Source organism: Mesorhizobium sp. M3A.F.Ca.ET.175.01.1.1 (genome assembly GCF_004791945.1).
In the GTDB taxonomy this organism is placed as follows: Bacteria; Pseudomonadota; Alphaproteobacteria; order Rhizobiales; family Rhizobiaceae; genus Mesorhizobium.
Window position 1 is genome coordinate 255,603 of record NZ_SRTP01000001.1, and the last position, 14,467, is coordinate 270,069.

Sequence of the window (14,467 nt, forward strand, 5' to 3'; positions counted from 1 at the left end):
GACGGGAATCCGCCTATTTTCCCGCGGCCGAGCGCAGTTTTGGAGTTGCAGCGAGCATGCGTGGCGAGATTGGTATTGCGTTTTCCATGCCCGGTGGCGATGCGTCGGGGACAGCAGGGTCGCGGCCTGTGGATTTAGCCCATCTGGCGCGGCAGACAATGGACGATCGCGCGCTCGAGCAGGAAGTTCTGGCCCTGTTCGTGCAACAGGCGCTTTCGGTGCGCGACAAGATCCTCGATGCCGATCCCAAGGATCGGATTCTGCTTGCGCATGGCCTGAAGGGCTCCGCGCGCGGCATTGGCGCCTTCGGCGTTGCTGAATGTGCCGAGGCGATCGAAAAGCAACCCGACGATGCCCGAGTCCTCAAGAGGCTCGGCGCTCTGATCGAGGAAGTGCGCGAGTTCATCGCCGCCATCAGCCGCTGACCAGGCAAAGCGCGCCTTCTGAAAAACGTCATTCGGTGGCGCTTTCGCGCCGCAGTTGACTTGTCCGGCGGAGTGATTATCTCGGCTGCGACTCCTTCAGGTGACAAATGACCAAGCTGACTTTCATCGCCAATGACGGCACTCAATTCGACGTGGACGCCGAGAACGGCTCGACCGTCATGGAAAACGCGATCCGCCACGCGGTGCCCGGCATCGAAGCGGAATGCGGCGGCGCCTGCGCCTGCGCGACGTGCCATGTCTATGTCGACGACGCCTGGACGGCGGAGGTCGGCGAGCCGGAGGCGATGGAGGAGGACATGCTGGACTTTGCCTATGACGTCCAGCCGAACTCGCGATTGTCCTGCCAGATCAAGGTGCGCGACGCGCTCGACGGGCTTGTCGTCCGCGTGCCGGAACGCCAGGGCTAAGCCGACTTTCGGATTTTCTTTTCCCGTCGCTGCTTGGCAGCAGCCCATCGCTCATGCAGTGTCCCATCCCATTCCCAAAACGGGGCGGAACTGATGAACGATACGATCAAGACGGACGTACTCATCGTCGGGGCGGGGCCGGTGGGCCTGTTCGCCGTGTTCGAGCTTGGCCTCTTCGACATGAAGTGCCATCTGATCGATATTCTCGACCGTCCCGGCGGGCAATGCGCCGAACTCTATCCGGAAAAGCCGATCTACGACATTCCCGGCTGGCCGATCATCACGGCGCAGGGTCTGGTCGACAAATTGCTCGAGCAGATACATCCGTTCAAGCCGGGGTTCACCTTCAACCGGATGGTCTCAAGCCTCGAAAAGCTTGAGGACGGCAGCTTCCGCGTCACCACGGACGAGAACGAGGTGTTCGAGGCCAAGGTGGTGGTGATCGCCGCCGGCGGCGGTTCGTTCCAGCCCAAGCGTCCCCCCATTCCGGGCATCGAGGACTATGAAGGCAAGAGCGTCTTCTATTCCGTCAGGCGCATGGAGGATTTCCGGGGCCACGATCTCGTCGTGGTCGGCGGTGGCGATTCCGCTCTCGACTGGACGCTCAACCTGCAGCCGATCGCGAAGAGCGTTACCCTCGTGCATCGGCGTCCGGAATTCCGGGCGGCGCCCGACAGCGTCAACAAGATGTACGCGCTGCAGGAGATGAAGCATCTGTCATTCCGTGTCGGCCAGGTGAGCGGCCTGACGGGCGCGGATGGCCAGCTCTCGTCAGCGACCGTCAAGGGAGGCCCGGACGGCGATGTCGAGGTGCCGTGCACCCGCATGCTGCCCTTCTTCGGTCTCACCATGAAGCTCGGCCCGATCGCCGAATGGGGGCTCAACCTGCATGAGAACGTGATCCCCGTCGACACCGAGAAGTTTCAGACCTCGGTTGCCGGCATCTTCGCCGTCGGCGACATCAACTGGTATCCGGGCAAGCTGAAGCTGATCCTGTCCGGATTCCACGAAGTCGCCCTGATGGCGCAAGCGGCCAAGCGGATCGTAAGCCCCGGCGAGCGCATCGTCTTCCAGTACACGACCTCATCGACAAGCCTGCAGAAGAAGCTCGGCGTGCACGACTAGCGCCTGGCAAAGCCGCAGGCGCTATTCCGAGAGGGCCGGCGCCGCCTGCTCGGGGTGGCCGCGAAGCGGTTTTTCCGGCATCAAAGCCAGCGCGACCAGCGCCAGCACCAGCGTGATGCCCGCCGTCAGGAAGATCATCACGAAGGGCATTGCCGACGTCAACTCGATATGGCTGAGCGAGCCCTCGGCGGCGAGCGGCAGCCCGTAGCCGAGCGCGACGGCGCCAAGCATGGCGACGCCAAGTGCGCCGCCCAGCGACCGCAGGAAAGTCAGCACGCCGGTGGCGACACCAAGATGCGCCCGGTCGACGGCATTCTGGACGGACACGGTGCTGACCGGAAACGTCGTTCCGCTGCCCAAGCCGATGAGGGTGGTCAGGATCTCCACCTCAAGCAGCGAGGCGTGTGGGGCAATGGCGCTGAGCACCCCGATGCAGATGATGGCCAACACGATGCCGAACATGGCAATGCGCTTGTAATGGACAAGGCGCGGTATCATGCGGCCGCTGAAGGTTGCGCCGGCGACCGTGCCAAGCAGGAGCCCGAGCATGGCCGTGCCGGATTCGCTGACCGAAAGCCCGACGACCGACTGCAGATAGACCGGCAGGTAGACGGAGGCGCCGATGTTTGCCGCCTGCAGCAGGAACATCGACAGCGTGCCGGCGAGCACGATCGGATTGCTTAGCACCTCGAGCGAGATCAACGGTTCCACCGCCCTGAGCAGGCGCCACGCGAAAAAGGCCCAGAACACAGCCGAACAGGCTACCAGCCCAAGGATTTCGGCGGAGAGCCAGGGATAGGCGCTGCCGCCCCAGTTGAGGGCCAGAAGCAGGAGCGCCGTGGCAATGACCAGCAATACCGCGCCAAGCCCATCGATGCGGTGGTGCTTGGCGGCGATCGGCAGCTTCCTAAGCGGCTTGTTGATGATCGCCATTGCGAGGAAGCCGATCGGCAGATTGATCCAGAAAATGAGCGACCAGTGCAGGTGCTCCGCGAAGACGCCGCCAAGCAGGGGGCCAGCGACGCTCGCGACTGCCCAGGTGCCGGAGATCCAGGCTGCATAGCGTGCCCGCTCCCGCGGCGGCACGAGGTCGCCGATCACGGTCTGCGTCAGGGCGAACAGGCCGCCGCCGCCGGCGCCCTGAACCGCGCGGCCGATGACCAGGACCAGCATGTTGGGGGCAAGCGCGCTGACCAGCGAGCCCAGCAGGAAGATCAGCACGGCCGCGTAGATGACCGGCCGGCGTCCGTAGACGTCGGAAATCTTGCCATAGAGCGGCGCCATCGCGGTTGCCGTCAGAAGATAGCCGGTGACGATCCAAGGCAGATACTCGGCATGTCCCAGCGCATGCGCGATCGTCGGCAAAGCGGGGGCAACGATTGTCTGGTCAAGCGCCGCCAGCAGCATCGACAGAAGAACGCCGCCGATAATGGCGTTCTTCTCGCTCTCGCTCATCGGCGAGGCGGTTGCTCCCATCGCGGTGCGGTTGTCGATGGCCTGATCCATGGCTTGTTCTTTCAAGGCTGGTGCGCATTCCGCCAGGAAGTGCCGGGCCTGGGCGGTCGGCCCGCTGTGTGTGCAGCCTAAATGAATGTTCCGTGCTTGCGTTCGCGGGCTTGCGAACCAGACTTATGTCGTTCGATTTAGGCCGATTTCGACCGCCACTCGAAAGTTTTTCACATCTGGCACTATGCTTGGGCATGTTTGGCCTGCGCCGGCCTGCCTGTCCTCGTTCAGTCCGGCGCCAACCGGCCGCTCTGGATGCGCTGCAAGCGATAGTGCAGCAGCCGCAGGATGCGGCTTTCGAAATTGACGCCTTCGACGCGATCGAACTGGACCTGGGCGCGATCGTGCCTGGCTAGGACACTCGCAGTGATTTGGGCGGCTTGGGCCTTTGCTGCATCGCAGGTCCGCTGCGGATAAGTCGCCTTCAACGCATCCTCGAGTTCCCGGGCATGGTTCTTGGCGATCTCGACATGGCGCTCCTCGTGCCGCTTGATGTCGGCCGAGAGCGTATCCCAGAACAGCCTGACGTCGGGCTGTACCCTACGGGGGCGTCGCCACTCAGGAAGGATAACCTTGACCCTTATGGTGACCTGTGCGTTGGCGATCCGGCAGGAATTCGCCGTCTGCGCGTAGCTGACGCGCGTGGTGAACGCCATCTGGGTCGCGCCGGGATGTCGCGATCCGGTGCTTTTCACCTCGGGCCCGTTTTTCGACAGCTGGCTTGCGATGTCGTCCAGAGTGCGGCCGCGGACGCTGAAATAGCTGTACGTCTTGACCAGGTTCGCCGCGTCGGCCGGCATGGCGGCGAGTGTCAGCACCAGGGCGCAGAGCAGGGATCGGTTCATCAGGTTGCCTCTTGGTCCACCTTGCTTTACGGCCGTTGCCAGCGCAACGGATTTTCCGCGGATCATGAATGGTTGATGGACAATGACGACGAGGCGGTGGCAGCTGGCGCATGGACGCCATCTCGACCTTGGCCCGAAAGCGGTCATCGTCGGAATCCTCAACGTGACGCCTGACAGCTTCTCCGATGGCGGTCTCTTCATCGATCCGAAGAACGCGCTAGCCCAAGCGCGCCGCATGGTGGAGGAGGGCGCGTCGATCATCGATGTCGGCGGAGAGTCGACACGGCCTGGTTTTGCCCCGGTGACGGCCGAGGAGGAGCAGGCGCGCGTGCTGCCGGTCATCGAGGCGCTCGCCGCGTCCGGCGAGGCGCTGATTTCGATCGATACCTATCGCGAGGACACCGCCCGGCGTGCCGTCGCCGCCGGCGCGCATATCGTCAACGACGTCTGGGGCTTGCAGCGCGAAGAGGGCATCGCGCGCATCGCGGCGCAGACCGGTGCCGGGCTCGTCATCATGCACACCGGGCGCGAGCGGCAGAAACTGCCCGACGTGATCGAAGACCAGTTCCTGTTCCTGCGAAGATCGCTGGAGATCGCGCGGGCCTGCGGTGTCGGCGATGGCCAGATCGTGCTCGACCCCGGCTTCGGCTTCGCCAAGGAGACAGCAGAAGAGAACCTCGATCTGATGGCGCGGTTTTCCGCACTTCGGGAGCTCGGCTTTCCGCTGATGGCCGGGACGTCTCGCAAGCGTTTCATCGGGACGGTCACGGGCCGGGAACCCGCCCAGCGGGCGGTAGGCACCGCGGCCACCAGCGTCATCCTTCGGCTGAAGGGTGCCGACCTGTTTCGGGTCCACGATGTCGCAATCAACGTGGACGCGCTGGCCGTCGTCGATGCTATGTTGGCCAGAGAAATCGACCCGCCCGGACATTGACGATGTACATCATCCGCATGAAGAACTGCGCCTTCTTTGCCCGGCATGGTGTGCTGGACGAGGAGGAGACGCTCGGCCAGCGCTTTTATGTCGACGCCGAGCTCACGGTCGAGCCCGGCCGCCGGCTCGAGGAAGACTCCATCGAGGACACCGTCAATTACGGCATCGCCTTTGCGGTCATCGAGAAGATCGTCACCGGGCACCGGCGTTTCCTGATCGAGTCGCTGGCGCTGGAAGTGGCGAAAGCGCTGACGGCGCGGTTTCCGCAGATCAGGAAAGCCGAGATCACGGTGCGCAAGCCGAACGCCCCGGTGCCGGGCGTCCTGGATTATGTCGAGGTGACCGTTGTCTGGCCCGAGTAACACGGTCTATCTCAGCCTTGGCGGCAATCTCGGCGACCCCGCGAAATCCATGGCTGCCGCGTTGCGCATGTTGGATGGCGATGAGGCGACGCGCGTGATGGCCGTCTCGTCGCTCTATCGCACGCCGCCTTGGGGAAAGCTCGATCAACCGGACTTCCTCAATGCGGCGGCCGCGATCGAGACGACGCTTGCGCCGCGCGCCCTGCTCGACCTTTGCCTCGATGTCGAAAGGCGGCTGAAACGGGTGCGCGAGGAGCGCTGGGGTCCGCGCCTGATCGACATCGACATCCTGATGTTCGGCGATCGAATCATCCATGAAACCGGGCTCGAGGTCCCGCATCCGCGCATGCTGGAGCGTGCCTTCGTGCTGGCGCCACTAGCCGAGATCGCGCCCGACCTTGCCGCTGGAGGCAGGAGTGTTTCCGAGCGGCTCGCCGGCGTCGATGCCTCAGGGATCGAGCGCCTGCCATCGGGCCGGGAGTGGTGGCTGGGCTGACACCGGTAAGTCAGCCCGAAAAACCACCGCCGTCGAGAAACGCCTTCTCTTCCGCCGTCGTCTCGCGGCCGAGCATCCGGTTTCGGTGCGGGAAGCGGCCGAAGCGCTGGATGATATCGCGGTGCTCTTCCGCATATTTGAGATAGTCTGGTGCCCTGGCGGCGGTGAACTGTACGGCTCGCTCCTGATCGGCAAGCAGTTCCGAATGCTCCAAGGGCAGGTACAGGAAGACGCGCAGCGCCACCTCGAGCTCCAGATCATGCCCGGCGGCTATCGCCTTGTCGGCAAAATGCCGGGCGAGCGGATCCGTCGCGTACATATGCCCGGTACCGCGGAAGCAGTTGCGCGGAAACTGATCGAGCAGAATCATCAGCGCCAGCGAGCCTTCGGCATAGTCGCTCCAGTCATCGCATTCGCGCCGGGCGGCGGCGTGGTGAAGATCGAGGAACCGATTGCGGAAACCGGTGTCGAAAGCATCGTTCTTCTCGAACCAGGCGTTCTCGCCGGCATCGCGCCAGAATTGGGTGACCGATAGCGCTCTCGTATCGCGTTCTGCCATGCGTAGCTCCTCAGCTCTTCGTCTCTGCCTTGTTGAGCATCCCGGCCGTCTCTTCGTTCAGCGCCTGGCCAGTGCGGCGGGGCTGGGCGAGCGGCGTCGGGATCGGCGTGCCGGTATTGCCCTTCAGGAAGCGCTGGCCGGCGCGGACGCCTTCGGCGAGTTGCATCTCGAAGCGGGCGCTGTCGCGGCGGCGCACATCCTCGATGACCTCGGCGACCTCTTCCGGGTCGACACCCAGCGCTTCCAATGCCGAGCCGCCAAAGACGAGCGCCGATTCGAAAGTCTCGCGCAACTGGTAGTCGACACCGGCGCGGATGAGCTGCAGCGCGGTTCCGCGGTCGAAGGCGCGCGCCAGCAGGGTGACGAACGGGAATTCCGACTTGATCAATTGCGCGATCCGCACGGCGGCGTCCGGCTTGTCGACGCAGATCAGCACGGCACGCGCCCTGCCGGCGCCTGCGGCATGCAGGATATCCAGCCGCGTGCCGTCGCCGTAATAGACCTTGAAGCCGAAGTCGGCTGCCGCCTGGATCATCTCGACCTCGTTGTCGATGATCGAGACGTCGAGGCCGCGCAAAAGCAGCGGCTGGCTGGCGATCTGGCCGAAACGGCCGAAGCCGATGATCAGCACGCTGCCGGTCAGCCCATCGGCGATATCGACGCCCTCCAACGACTGCTCGTCGCGCGGCGTGAGGTAGCGCAGCGCCACGATCGCCAATGGGGTGAGCACCATCGAGATGATGATGATGGCCGTCAGTGTGGCATTGGCGTTGCCGTCGATGATGCCGACGCCGGCCGCGGCGGAGTAGAGGACGAAGGCGAACTCGCCGCCCTGCGCCATGAAGACGGCCCGTTCGACCGCTTCGCGATGGCTGGTCCTGAGCATGCGGGCGACGACGTAGATGCCGGCCGCCTTCATCACCATGTAGGCGACGACGTAGATGGCCACCAGCCGCCAGTTCTGCGCTACGATGTTGAGGTCGAGCGACATGCCGACGGCGAGGAAGAACAGGCCGAGCAGGATGCCGCGGAACGGCTCGATGTCAGCTTCGAGCTGATGGCGGAAGGTCGACTCCGACAGGAGCACGCCCGCGAGGAAGGCGCCCATCGCCATGGACAGGCCGGAAAGCTGCATGGCCAGCGCCGATCCAAGGACCACCAGCAGCGCGGCGGCGGTCATGACTTCGCGGGCGCGGGCATCCGCCAGGACACGGAAGAGCGGGTTGAGCAAATAGCGCCCGGCGACGACCAATCCGATGATCGCGGCGATGCCGATGCCGACCTCGGTGAGCCGTTCGGACAGGCTGGTCTCGGCGCCGCCAGGCGCCAGGAACGCAACCAGCGCCAGCAACGGCACGATCATCAGGTCTTCGAGCAACAGGATCGAGACGATGCGCTGGCCCTTGGGTGTGGCGATCTCGCCGCGTTCCTCGAGCAGTTGCATGACGATTGCGGTCGAGGTCAGCACGAAGCCGGCGCCGGCGACGAAGGACTGCGCGATCGGAAAGCCTCCGGCCAGGCCGACCCCGGTCAAGAGCACGGCGCAGACGCCGACCTGCAGCGCGCCGAGGCCGAAGATCTCGCGCCGCAAGCCCCAGAGCCGCGACGGCTGCATTTCGAGGCCGATGATGAACAGGAACATGACGACGCCTAGCTCGGCGACGTGCAGGATAGCCTCCGATTCTGCAAAGACGCCAAGGCCGAACGGGCCGATGACCACGCCGGCAGCGAGATAGCCCAGGATGGAGCCCAGCCCCATTCGCTTGAAGATCGGCACGGCAACCACGCCGGCGGCGAGCAGCGCCACAACCTGTACGAGATCGCTGCCCGATCCTTCTGCCGCCATGCTCGTCACCTTGTTAGCTTGAATCACTCCTTGCATGCCGCGGGAGCGTGAAGCAAGGGCAGGGGCTCGGTAGCGCCAGAACAATGCAGAATCCGCGGCGCCGCTGTATTGCCGGGCGTTACACAAGTTTATGCAATCGTCTCGTTGCGTATTGCCAGAATCAGCGGCTAAGGGACCTGCGGCTTCGGCCGTTGGAGGCAGCGACGATCAGGTTGTTGCTTTTTTGAGGAGATGACTGACATGAAGAAGTTTTTGCTCGTCGTCGTTGGTGTTGCGGCGCTTGCGGGCTCGGCCTGCTCGGAGGGACCCGAATGCACGCAGGAGATGGCCACCAAGAAGGCGCAGGACATGGCCGCAGCGCTTCAGGAAGCGATCACCAAGGATCCGACCAAGGCAGCCGACCTTACGGCCAAGGTGCAGGCCGTGACCACGAAATACCAGGGCGCCACGACGCTCGATGAAGCCTGCAAGGCCTATGACGAAGTGACTGCCGCCATCAAGGGTTGAGCGCAGCTCTCTGGAACTGAAGAAGGCGGTAGTCGACGGCTGCCGCCTTTATTGTGCCTCGTCGACTTGGGTCAGTTCTTCGCGATCGAACCCACTTCGATCGCATCGACCCGCTTCAGGCTCATGCCGATGACCGGGACCAGTTGCTTGTTGACGCGTACCGCCACCGTCACGGTCATCGAGTTGTCGCCGGGGATACGGGCCTGCATGACGCCATTCAACTGATTGCGGTTGATGGTGAAGACGACCTTCTGCGGATCGACGACGTTGCCGCCGATGATGTCGAGCCCGTTCCCGGACGAGCCGCCCATGAAGTTGCCCTTGTAGCCTTCGCGGCCCCTGCGCTCGACGGTCGCCGACATCTTTTGGGTGAAGACGCCGACCCGACAGTCGCCGTCGAGCGTCATGCCGACCTTGCCGTCAGGCGTCGAGCCGTTGAAATTGCAGGTGAATTTGGTGCCCTTGTACTTGCCGGCGATGATCTCGCCCGGGCCGACCCATTTGCCTTCGACCGAGCGGAAAAACTGCTTGTCCGGCTCTGCCCCGAAAGCCTTTCCGGCTATGCCGAGTGGCGCGGCGAGCGCAACCATCGCGGGCAGGATGCAAGACAAGATTACGCTTTTCATGGACGACACCCGGCACGACAGAGTCTGTTCTTGGAACAGAAACGACCATGAAGAAGATTGGTTAATGCTTCGTCACTGTCGACGGTTTTCGCATTTACCCTATGGCTCTACCTGACTGTCCCTTCGCGACGCAAATGAAGTGAGCGCCGAAACGAAATCGCCAAGCCCAGGTCGTTTCGCCGCGATGAACGGCAGCGGACGCGCCGTCTCCATTGCCGCGATGCCGATGCGCGCCGTCATCATGCCGTTGACGACACCTTCGCCAAGCTTTGCCGAGAGTTTTGCTGCAAGCCCGTGGCCGACGATCTGCTGCACGAAACTGTCGCCGACGGCGATCGATCCCGTGACCGCGAGATGGGCCAGAACGCCGCGCGCCAGCCGAAAGAAGCCGAGCGTGCCAGGGCGGCCGCCATAGAGTTCGGACAGGCGCCGTATCAATCGCCCCGCCTCGAACACGACATAGGCGACATCGACGAGGGCGCGGGGGCTGACAGCCGTCACAAGCGACACGCGCTTGGCGGCTTCGAGGATCATCACCTTGGCGCGGGCGTCGAGCGGCGCCAAAATCTCGGTCTCGGCGAGCCGCACCAGATTGCCGCCGTCGATGATTTCGCCGCGCAATTCGGCAAGCGAGCGACGGCCGGCCGCGGTCTCGGGCTTCGCTGCCACAAAGGCCGAGAGTTCGTCGACCAAAGCGCGCGCAGCCTTGGGGTCGTCGCGCGCGACGGCGTCGAGGGCGCGCTTCTGCAGCTTCTCAACCTCGGCGAGACGCGCGATGGCCATGAATTCGCGAATAAGGATCACGAGCAGCGACAGAAGCGCGATAGCCGCCGTGCCGGCCGCCAGCCATCCAAGCCATTCAGCGCGTGCGAACAAGTCACGGATGAGGCGGTCGGTCCACAAGCCGACCGCGAGCGAGACCAGCACGCCGAAGGCACCGAAGAACAGGCGAGCGAGCAGGGACCGTTTTCTTGGCCCAGTTGCCGGCGGTGGCGCGGCCTGCTGGATATCGGGCTCGTCGAACACGTCGGTTTCGGAAGGAATGACCACCGCGACATCCGGCCTGGCGGTGCGCGGCCTGCGTGCCGGCTGCTCCTCGGCGCGATGCTTCTGCGGCGGCGCCTGTGTTGGTGCTGCCTCGGGCTCGATACGGAAGGCCGCGGGTTTGCGGGGCGCGGTCATGCCAGATGATCTCCGATCAGAAACTGCAGCGCGCGGTCGAGACGGATATGCGGCAGCGAAAGCGTCGCGCCTTCGGCCGTACGTTCCAGCTTTGGCGGCCGAAAGCGCACGAAGCGAATCGCTGGTTCGTTGCTTTCGGCATGCGGTCCGGAGAGGTCGAACACCGTGTCGACTTTCTCCGGCAAATCGCCTGGAAATATGGCGGTTTCGGTCTTCCCGTCGAATATCTCGCCGTTGATTTTTTCCCCTTTCAGCGGCGTGCCGATGATTACCGGGAGTGTTTCGCGCCCCTGCTTGACCGTTCCTTCTCCGGTCGAGCGTATCGCCGCCATGGCGGCTACGTCGACTTCAGCGCCGCTGAAATTCGCGCGCGCCACCGCCCGGTCGGCCAAACGGCGCACGATCGCCTGCAGCCGGTCATGGCTTTCGTGATGCAGGTGGTCGGCCTTGGTCGCCGCCACCAGGATGCGGTCGATGCGCCTTGAAAACAGGTCGGTGACGAAGTTGCCCCGGCCAGGCCGGAAACAGGACAGGATTTCGGTAACCGCGCGTTCGAGGTCAGCCATCGCGGCGGGACCGGCATTCAGCGCCTGCAGGGCGTCGATCAGCACGATCTGTCGGTCGAGGCGGGTGATGTGCTCGCGAAAGAACGGCTTTACGACATGCGTCTTGTAAGCCTCGTAGCGACGCTCCATCATCGCCAGCAGCGATCCGGAACGCGGCCGCCGATCGGACAGCTTCATCAGCGGCGCGAAGGTGAGCGCCGGCGAGCCTTCCAAATCGCCGGGCATCAGGAAACGGCCGGGCGGAAGCGTCGACAGCGCACGCTCGTCGAGCTTGCAGGCCTTGAGGTAAGCGGCGAAGCTCTCCGCAAGCCGGCGCGCTGTCATCTCGTCGGCATCGGCGTCGGGGTCGATCGTCGAGGCCAGCTCGCGCCAGGCCTGCGAAAGGTCGGCGCGGACCGGAAGGGTGGCCAGTTCCACCGCCTCACGCGAAAACTCGGCGAAGGATTTGCCGAGCAGCGGCAGATCGAGCAGCCACTCGCCGGGATAGTCGACGATATCGAGCGACAATTTTCCGGCCGAAAACAGGCGATTCCAGCCGGAGGCCGACTCATACTCGATGGTGAGCCTGAGTTCGGAGATGGCGCGCGTCGAGGCCGGCCAGACGCGATCTTTGACGAGAGCCGCGACATGGTCCTCGTATTGGAAGCGGGGAACGGCATCGTCCGGCTGTTGCTCGAGGAAGGCGCGGGCGATGCGGCCCGACTTCTGTGCCTCGAACAGCGGCAGCCGTCCGCCATGGATGAGGTTGTGGACCAGCGCGGAGATGAACACGGTTTTGCCGGCACGGGAAAGCCCGGTGACGCCCAGGCGCAGCGAGGGAGAGAAGAGCCCCGCGGCACGGCCCGACAGCGTGTCGAGCGCAATTTTCGCCTCGTCGGCAAGAGTGGTCAGCGATGATGCCAAAAACAGATCCCTGGACTTGGAGCGGCCAGGATCGCAGATACGCTCCAAGTATTTGTTTTCACGCAATTGCGGGTGGAAAACCGCTGCGCAGTTTTCCTGGAATTTGCCATAGTCAGGCCCCGATATAGGCGCTGGAGCCGTCGTTTGGAATGGCCTCAGAGATCGGCAGGCGTCAGAAAGGCTTCGAGAAAGCCGCTGCCCCGGTCTGCTTCGGCGAGATTGCCTGGAAAGCGCACCACGGCCAAGCCGGAGGTAGGAAAACCGTAGTTGAGCAGCCCGCGCGCGGCCTCCTCGCCGTCGCCCGAAACCGCGATGGCGAGGTCTTCCGTCATCGGGTTGTGTCCGATCACCAGAAGCGAGCCGGCGCTCCCGTTCTTGCGGATGATGTCGAGATAGCCAGCCGCGTCCTCGCTGTAGAGCGTGTCGAAGAACAGCACCCGGCCGAGGTCGGTCCGGCCCGCAAGTCCTTCTAGCGTCTGCCTGGCCCGCTTGGCATTGGAGCAAAGCGTGACATCGGGCACGTAGTTGCGGGTGCGCATGGCGTCGCCCATCGCCTCGGCATCGGCGATACCGGATTCGTCGAGCGGACGGTCGAAGTCGCGCACCCCGGGCAGCGCCCAACCGGCCTTTGCATGCCTAAACAGATAAAGTCTGCTCAACCGGACCCCCATCATGCGCATGGGCAAGCGTTTCGCGATTAGTCACCAGAAAGTCGCCGCGCACAATGGCCGGCACCCCCCAACCACAACGAATCATGGATGAATTCGCCGCCGGTCATTCAACAAAGGGCGTAGCGCCGTTCAGACTAACAAATGCGTGAAACTGTCGCCGAATGCGCTTGTGCAGGGACTTGTCCGCGAATATATAGGCGCCACATTTGGGGTTGTTGGGTGAGTCGAATGAGCGATATCGTTACCGCCGATTACGTACCCTCCGAAGACGAACCGTTCATGAACGAACGGCAAAAATCGTACTTCCGCCAAAAGCTTATAACCTGGAAGAACGACATTCTCCGCGAAGCCCGCGAAACTCTCGAAATCCTGCAGCAGGAAAACGCCAACCATCCCGATCTGGCCGATCGCGCCTCGTCCGAAACCGACCGCGCCATCGAACTGCGTGCCCGTGATCGCCAGCGCAAGCTGATCTCCAAAATCGATTCCGCGCTGCAGCGCATCGACGAAGGCACTTACGGCTATTGCGAGGAGACGGGCGAGCCGATCGCGCTGAAGCGGCTCGACGCCCGCCCGATCGCAACGCTGTCGATCGAGGCGCAGGAGCGGCACGAGCGCCGCGAGAAGGTCTATCGCGACGACTGATACGCGCCGGACAGGCATGGACTGAAGAATGGCCGGAGATTCCCGGCCATTTTTTGTTTTAGGTGCAAAGAGGCGGTTTGCCTGTAGCGCCGAGAACCGCTGGCCGTTCAGCGCTTGTGACTGGCAAGCTCGCCGAGCAGCTTGGTCATCTCGTCGTCGAGCGACGGCTTGGCCGCTGGCGGCTTGTTGCTTGCCGGCTTGGGGTGCGACTCCTCCAGCGACGCCTCCAGGTCGTGCATCAGCGTATCGTCGATCGAATCGTTGGAGGGCGGCGGCGGAGCATGCCGGGCGCTGCCGTTCGAGCCATAGGCGGGAAGGGGCATGACTTTCGCGCTTGGCAGGCTTGGCGCCGCCGGCCCGGACGCAGGGCTGGCAGAGCGGGGACGCGCAGGCTCCGCACCTGGAGCCGGGGTCGTTGTCGGTGGCTGCCTCGCTGGCGCCGGCGCCGGCTGAGGGGCGCGTGGACGTTGCGCGGCCGTCTGCTGTTGCCCGCCATCGGCGGTCAGCGCCGGGCGGCGCGGCGCGGCCAGCCTTATGTCGCGCTCCACGACGACATCCGTCGGCCCGCCGATCAGGATCAGGTGTTCGATGTCGTCGCGTCGTACCAGCACCAAGCGGCGGTGGCTGTCGACGGCGGTGGCGTCCATGACGGCGAGGCGCGTCTTGCGGTTCCTGCCACCGGCGACGAAAGTACCAAAAGTGAGGTTGCGAACGACTTTTATGACGAGCAGGACGACGATAAGCAGGATGAGCGCTGCAAACGTCCACAGGATTGCAGCGACATAACCCGGACCCGCCACGCTATCCAGCCACTGCAGCATCGGTGCACCCAATCGCCTCT

Annotated in this window: 17 protein-coding genes; 8 read left to right on the forward strand and 9 right to left on the reverse strand. The window is 63.9% G+C overall.

Features of this window, described 5'->3' with window-relative positions:
- Nucleotides 1-56 precede the first annotated feature (56 nt).
- From EN818_RS01250 to EN818_RS01260, 3 genes are all read left to right on the forward strand, one after another.
- Nucleotides 57-425 carry an Hpt domain-containing protein gene (locus EN818_RS01250; protein WP_095805978.1) on the forward strand — a complete coding sequence of 123 codons (369 nt, stop codon included), beginning with the start codon at nucleotides 57-59 and terminating at the stop codon, nucleotides 423-425.
- 107 nt (nucleotides 426-532) lie between these two features.
- On the forward strand, nucleotides 533-853 hold the full coding sequence (locus tag EN818_RS01255) for a 2Fe-2S iron-sulfur cluster-binding protein (protein ID WP_095805977.1): 321 nt from the start codon (nucleotides 533-535) through the stop codon (nucleotides 851-853).
- A gap of 93 nt (nucleotides 854-946) precedes the next feature.
- Nucleotides 947-1,978: an NAD(P)/FAD-dependent oxidoreductase gene (locus EN818_RS01260; RefSeq protein ID WP_095805976.1), complete on the forward strand. Its 1,032-nt coding sequence runs from the start codon at nucleotides 947-949 to the stop codon at nucleotides 1,976-1,978.
- Between the two features lie 21 nt (nucleotides 1,979-1,999).
- Here EN818_RS01260 and EN818_RS01265 read toward each other — a convergent pair whose 3' ends face one another.
- Together EN818_RS01265 and EN818_RS01270 are read right to left on the reverse strand one after the other, a co-directional pair.
- The gene (locus EN818_RS01265; protein WP_095805975.1) at nucleotides 2,000-3,484 is read right to left on the reverse strand and encodes an MDR family MFS transporter; all 1,485 of its coding nucleotides are present in this window, start codon (nucleotides 3,482-3,484) and stop codon (nucleotides 2,000-2,002) included.
- A gap of 227 nt (nucleotides 3,485-3,711) precedes the next feature.
- Nucleotides 3,712-4,329: a DUF922 domain-containing protein gene (locus EN818_RS01270; RefSeq protein ID WP_095806156.1), complete on the reverse strand. Its 618-nt coding sequence runs from the start codon at nucleotides 4,327-4,329 to the stop codon at nucleotides 3,712-3,714.
- A gap of 82 nt (nucleotides 4,330-4,411) precedes the next feature.
- Between EN818_RS01270 and folP the strand changes: the two genes are divergently transcribed.
- The 3 genes from folP to folK are packed head-to-tail and all read left to right on the forward strand — an operon-like array spanning nucleotide 4,412 to nucleotide 6,121.
- Complete coding sequence (gene folP, locus EN818_RS01275) at nucleotides 4,412-5,263, forward strand: dihydropteroate synthase (protein WP_095805974.1); 852 nt, start codon at nucleotides 4,412-4,414, stop codon at nucleotides 5,261-5,263.
- Between the two features lie 2 nt (nucleotides 5,264-5,265).
- On the forward strand, nucleotides 5,266-5,625 hold the full coding sequence (gene folB / locus EN818_RS01280) for a dihydroneopterin aldolase (protein WP_095805973.1): 360 nt from the start codon (nucleotides 5,266-5,268) through the stop codon (nucleotides 5,623-5,625).
- Nucleotides 5,609-6,121 carry a 2-amino-4-hydroxy-6-hydroxymethyldihydropteridine diphosphokinase gene (gene folK, locus EN818_RS01285; RefSeq protein ID WP_095805972.1) on the forward strand — a complete coding sequence of 171 codons (513 nt, stop codon included), beginning with the start codon at nucleotides 5,609-5,611 and terminating at the stop codon, nucleotides 6,119-6,121. Before folB ends, folK begins: the two co-directional genes overlap by 17 nt.
- 10 nt (nucleotides 6,122-6,131) lie before the next feature.
- Here folK and EN818_RS01290 read toward each other — a convergent pair whose 3' ends face one another.
- Nucleotides 6,132-6,680: a DUF924 family protein gene (locus EN818_RS01290; protein ID WP_095805971.1), complete on the reverse strand. Its 549-nt coding sequence runs from the start codon at nucleotides 6,678-6,680 to the stop codon at nucleotides 6,132-6,134.
- Nucleotides 6,681-6,690: 10 nt separating this feature from the next.
- Nucleotides 6,691-8,526: a monovalent cation:proton antiporter-2 (CPA2) family protein gene (locus EN818_RS01295; protein WP_095805970.1), complete on the reverse strand. Its 1,836-nt coding sequence runs from the start codon at nucleotides 8,524-8,526 to the stop codon at nucleotides 6,691-6,693.
- Between the two features lie 240 nt (nucleotides 8,527-8,766).
- On the opposite strand from EN818_RS01295, the gene EN818_RS01300 reads away from it, so the two are divergent.
- Nucleotides 8,767-9,033, forward strand: coding sequence for a hypothetical protein (locus tag EN818_RS01300; protein WP_095805969.1), 267 nt, complete (start codon nucleotides 8,767-8,769; stop codon nucleotides 9,031-9,033).
- A gap of 71 nt (nucleotides 9,034-9,104) precedes the next feature.
- Here EN818_RS01300 and EN818_RS01305 read toward each other — a convergent pair whose 3' ends face one another.
- From EN818_RS01305 to EN818_RS01320, 4 genes are all read right to left on the reverse strand, one after another.
- On the reverse strand, nucleotides 9,105-9,623 hold the full coding sequence (locus EN818_RS01305) for a hypothetical protein (protein WP_245420349.1): 519 nt from the start codon (nucleotides 9,621-9,623) through the stop codon (nucleotides 9,105-9,107).
- Between the two features lie 135 nt (nucleotides 9,624-9,758).
- Entirely contained in the window at nucleotides 9,759-10,841 is a 1,083-nt protein-coding gene (locus EN818_RS01310) for a YcjF family protein (RefSeq protein ID WP_095805967.1), read from the reverse strand.
- Nucleotides 10,838-12,310, reverse strand: coding sequence for a YcjX family protein (locus EN818_RS01315; RefSeq protein WP_095806155.1), 1,473 nt, complete (start codon nucleotides 12,308-12,310; stop codon nucleotides 10,838-10,840). Before EN818_RS01315 ends, EN818_RS01310 begins: the two co-directional genes overlap by 4 nt.
- 155 nt (nucleotides 12,311-12,465) lie before the next feature.
- Nucleotides 12,466-12,969 carry a histidine phosphatase family protein gene (locus EN818_RS01320; protein ID WP_095806154.1) on the reverse strand — a complete coding sequence of 168 codons (504 nt, stop codon included), beginning with the start codon at nucleotides 12,967-12,969 and terminating at the stop codon, nucleotides 12,466-12,468.
- Nucleotides 12,970-13,209: 240 nt separating this feature from the next.
- On the opposite strand from EN818_RS01320, the gene dksA reads away from it, so the two are divergent.
- Nucleotides 13,210-13,626, forward strand: a complete 417-nt coding sequence (dksA, locus tag EN818_RS01325; RefSeq protein WP_095805966.1) for an RNA polymerase-binding protein DksA — start codon at nucleotides 13,210-13,212, stop codon at nucleotides 13,624-13,626.
- 107 nt (nucleotides 13,627-13,733) lie between these two features.
- Here dksA and EN818_RS01330 read toward each other — a convergent pair whose 3' ends face one another.
- On the reverse strand, nucleotides 13,734-14,447 hold the full coding sequence (locus EN818_RS01330) for a flagellar biosynthetic protein FliO (protein WP_095805965.1): 714 nt from the start codon (nucleotides 14,445-14,447) through the stop codon (nucleotides 13,734-13,736).
- Nucleotides 14,448-14,467: the final 20 nt, after the last annotated feature.

What these genes read in the sequence shown, in the direction of transcription:
- EN818_RS01250 (WP_095805978.1), top strand. Translation starts at nt 57, where the DNA reads ATGCGTGGCGAGATTGGTATTGCGTTTTCCATGCCCGGTGGCGATGCG.
- EN818_RS01255 (WP_095805977.1), top strand. Translation starts at nt 533, where the DNA reads ATGACCAAGCTGACTTTCATCGCCAATGACGGCACTCAATTCGACGTG.
- EN818_RS01260 (WP_095805976.1), top strand. Translation starts at nt 947, where the DNA reads ATGAACGATACGATCAAGACGGACGTACTCATCGTCGGGGCGGGGCCG.
- EN818_RS01265 (WP_095805975.1), bottom strand. Translation starts at nt 3,484, where the DNA reads ATGGATCAGGCCATCGACAACCGCACCGCGATGGGAGCAACCGCCTCG.
- EN818_RS01270 (WP_095806156.1), bottom strand. Translation starts at nt 4,329, where the DNA reads ATGAACCGATCCCTGCTCTGCGCCCTGGTGCTGACACTCGCCGCCATG.
- folP (WP_095805974.1), top strand. Translation starts at nt 4,412, where the DNA reads ATGACGACGAGGCGGTGGCAGCTGGCGCATGGACGCCATCTCGACCTT.
- folB (WP_095805973.1), top strand. Translation starts at nt 5,266, where the DNA reads ATGTACATCATCCGCATGAAGAACTGCGCCTTCTTTGCCCGGCATGGT.
- EN818_RS01290 (WP_095805971.1), bottom strand. Translation starts at nt 6,680, where the DNA reads ATGGCAGAACGCGATACGAGAGCGCTATCGGTCACCCAATTCTGGCGC.
- EN818_RS01295 (WP_095805970.1), bottom strand. Translation starts at nt 8,526, where the DNA reads ATGGCGGCAGAAGGATCGGGCAGCGATCTCGTACAGGTTGTGGCGCTG.
- EN818_RS01300 (WP_095805969.1), top strand. Translation starts at nt 8,767, where the DNA reads ATGAAGAAGTTTTTGCTCGTCGTCGTTGGTGTTGCGGCGCTTGCGGGC.
- EN818_RS01305 (WP_245420349.1), bottom strand. Translation starts at nt 9,623, where the DNA reads ATGGTTGCGCTCGCCGCGCCACTCGGCATAGCCGGAAAGGCTTTCGGG.
- EN818_RS01310 (WP_095805967.1), bottom strand. Translation starts at nt 10,841, where the DNA reads ATGACCGCGCCCCGCAAACCCGCGGCCTTCCGTATCGAGCCCGAGGCA.
- dksA (WP_095805966.1), top strand. Translation starts at nt 13,210, where the DNA reads ATGAGCGATATCGTTACCGCCGATTACGTACCCTCCGAAGACGAACCG.
- EN818_RS01330 (WP_095805965.1), bottom strand. Translation starts at nt 14,447, where the DNA reads ATGCTGCAGTGGCTGGATAGCGTGGCGGGTCCGGGTTATGTCGCTGCA.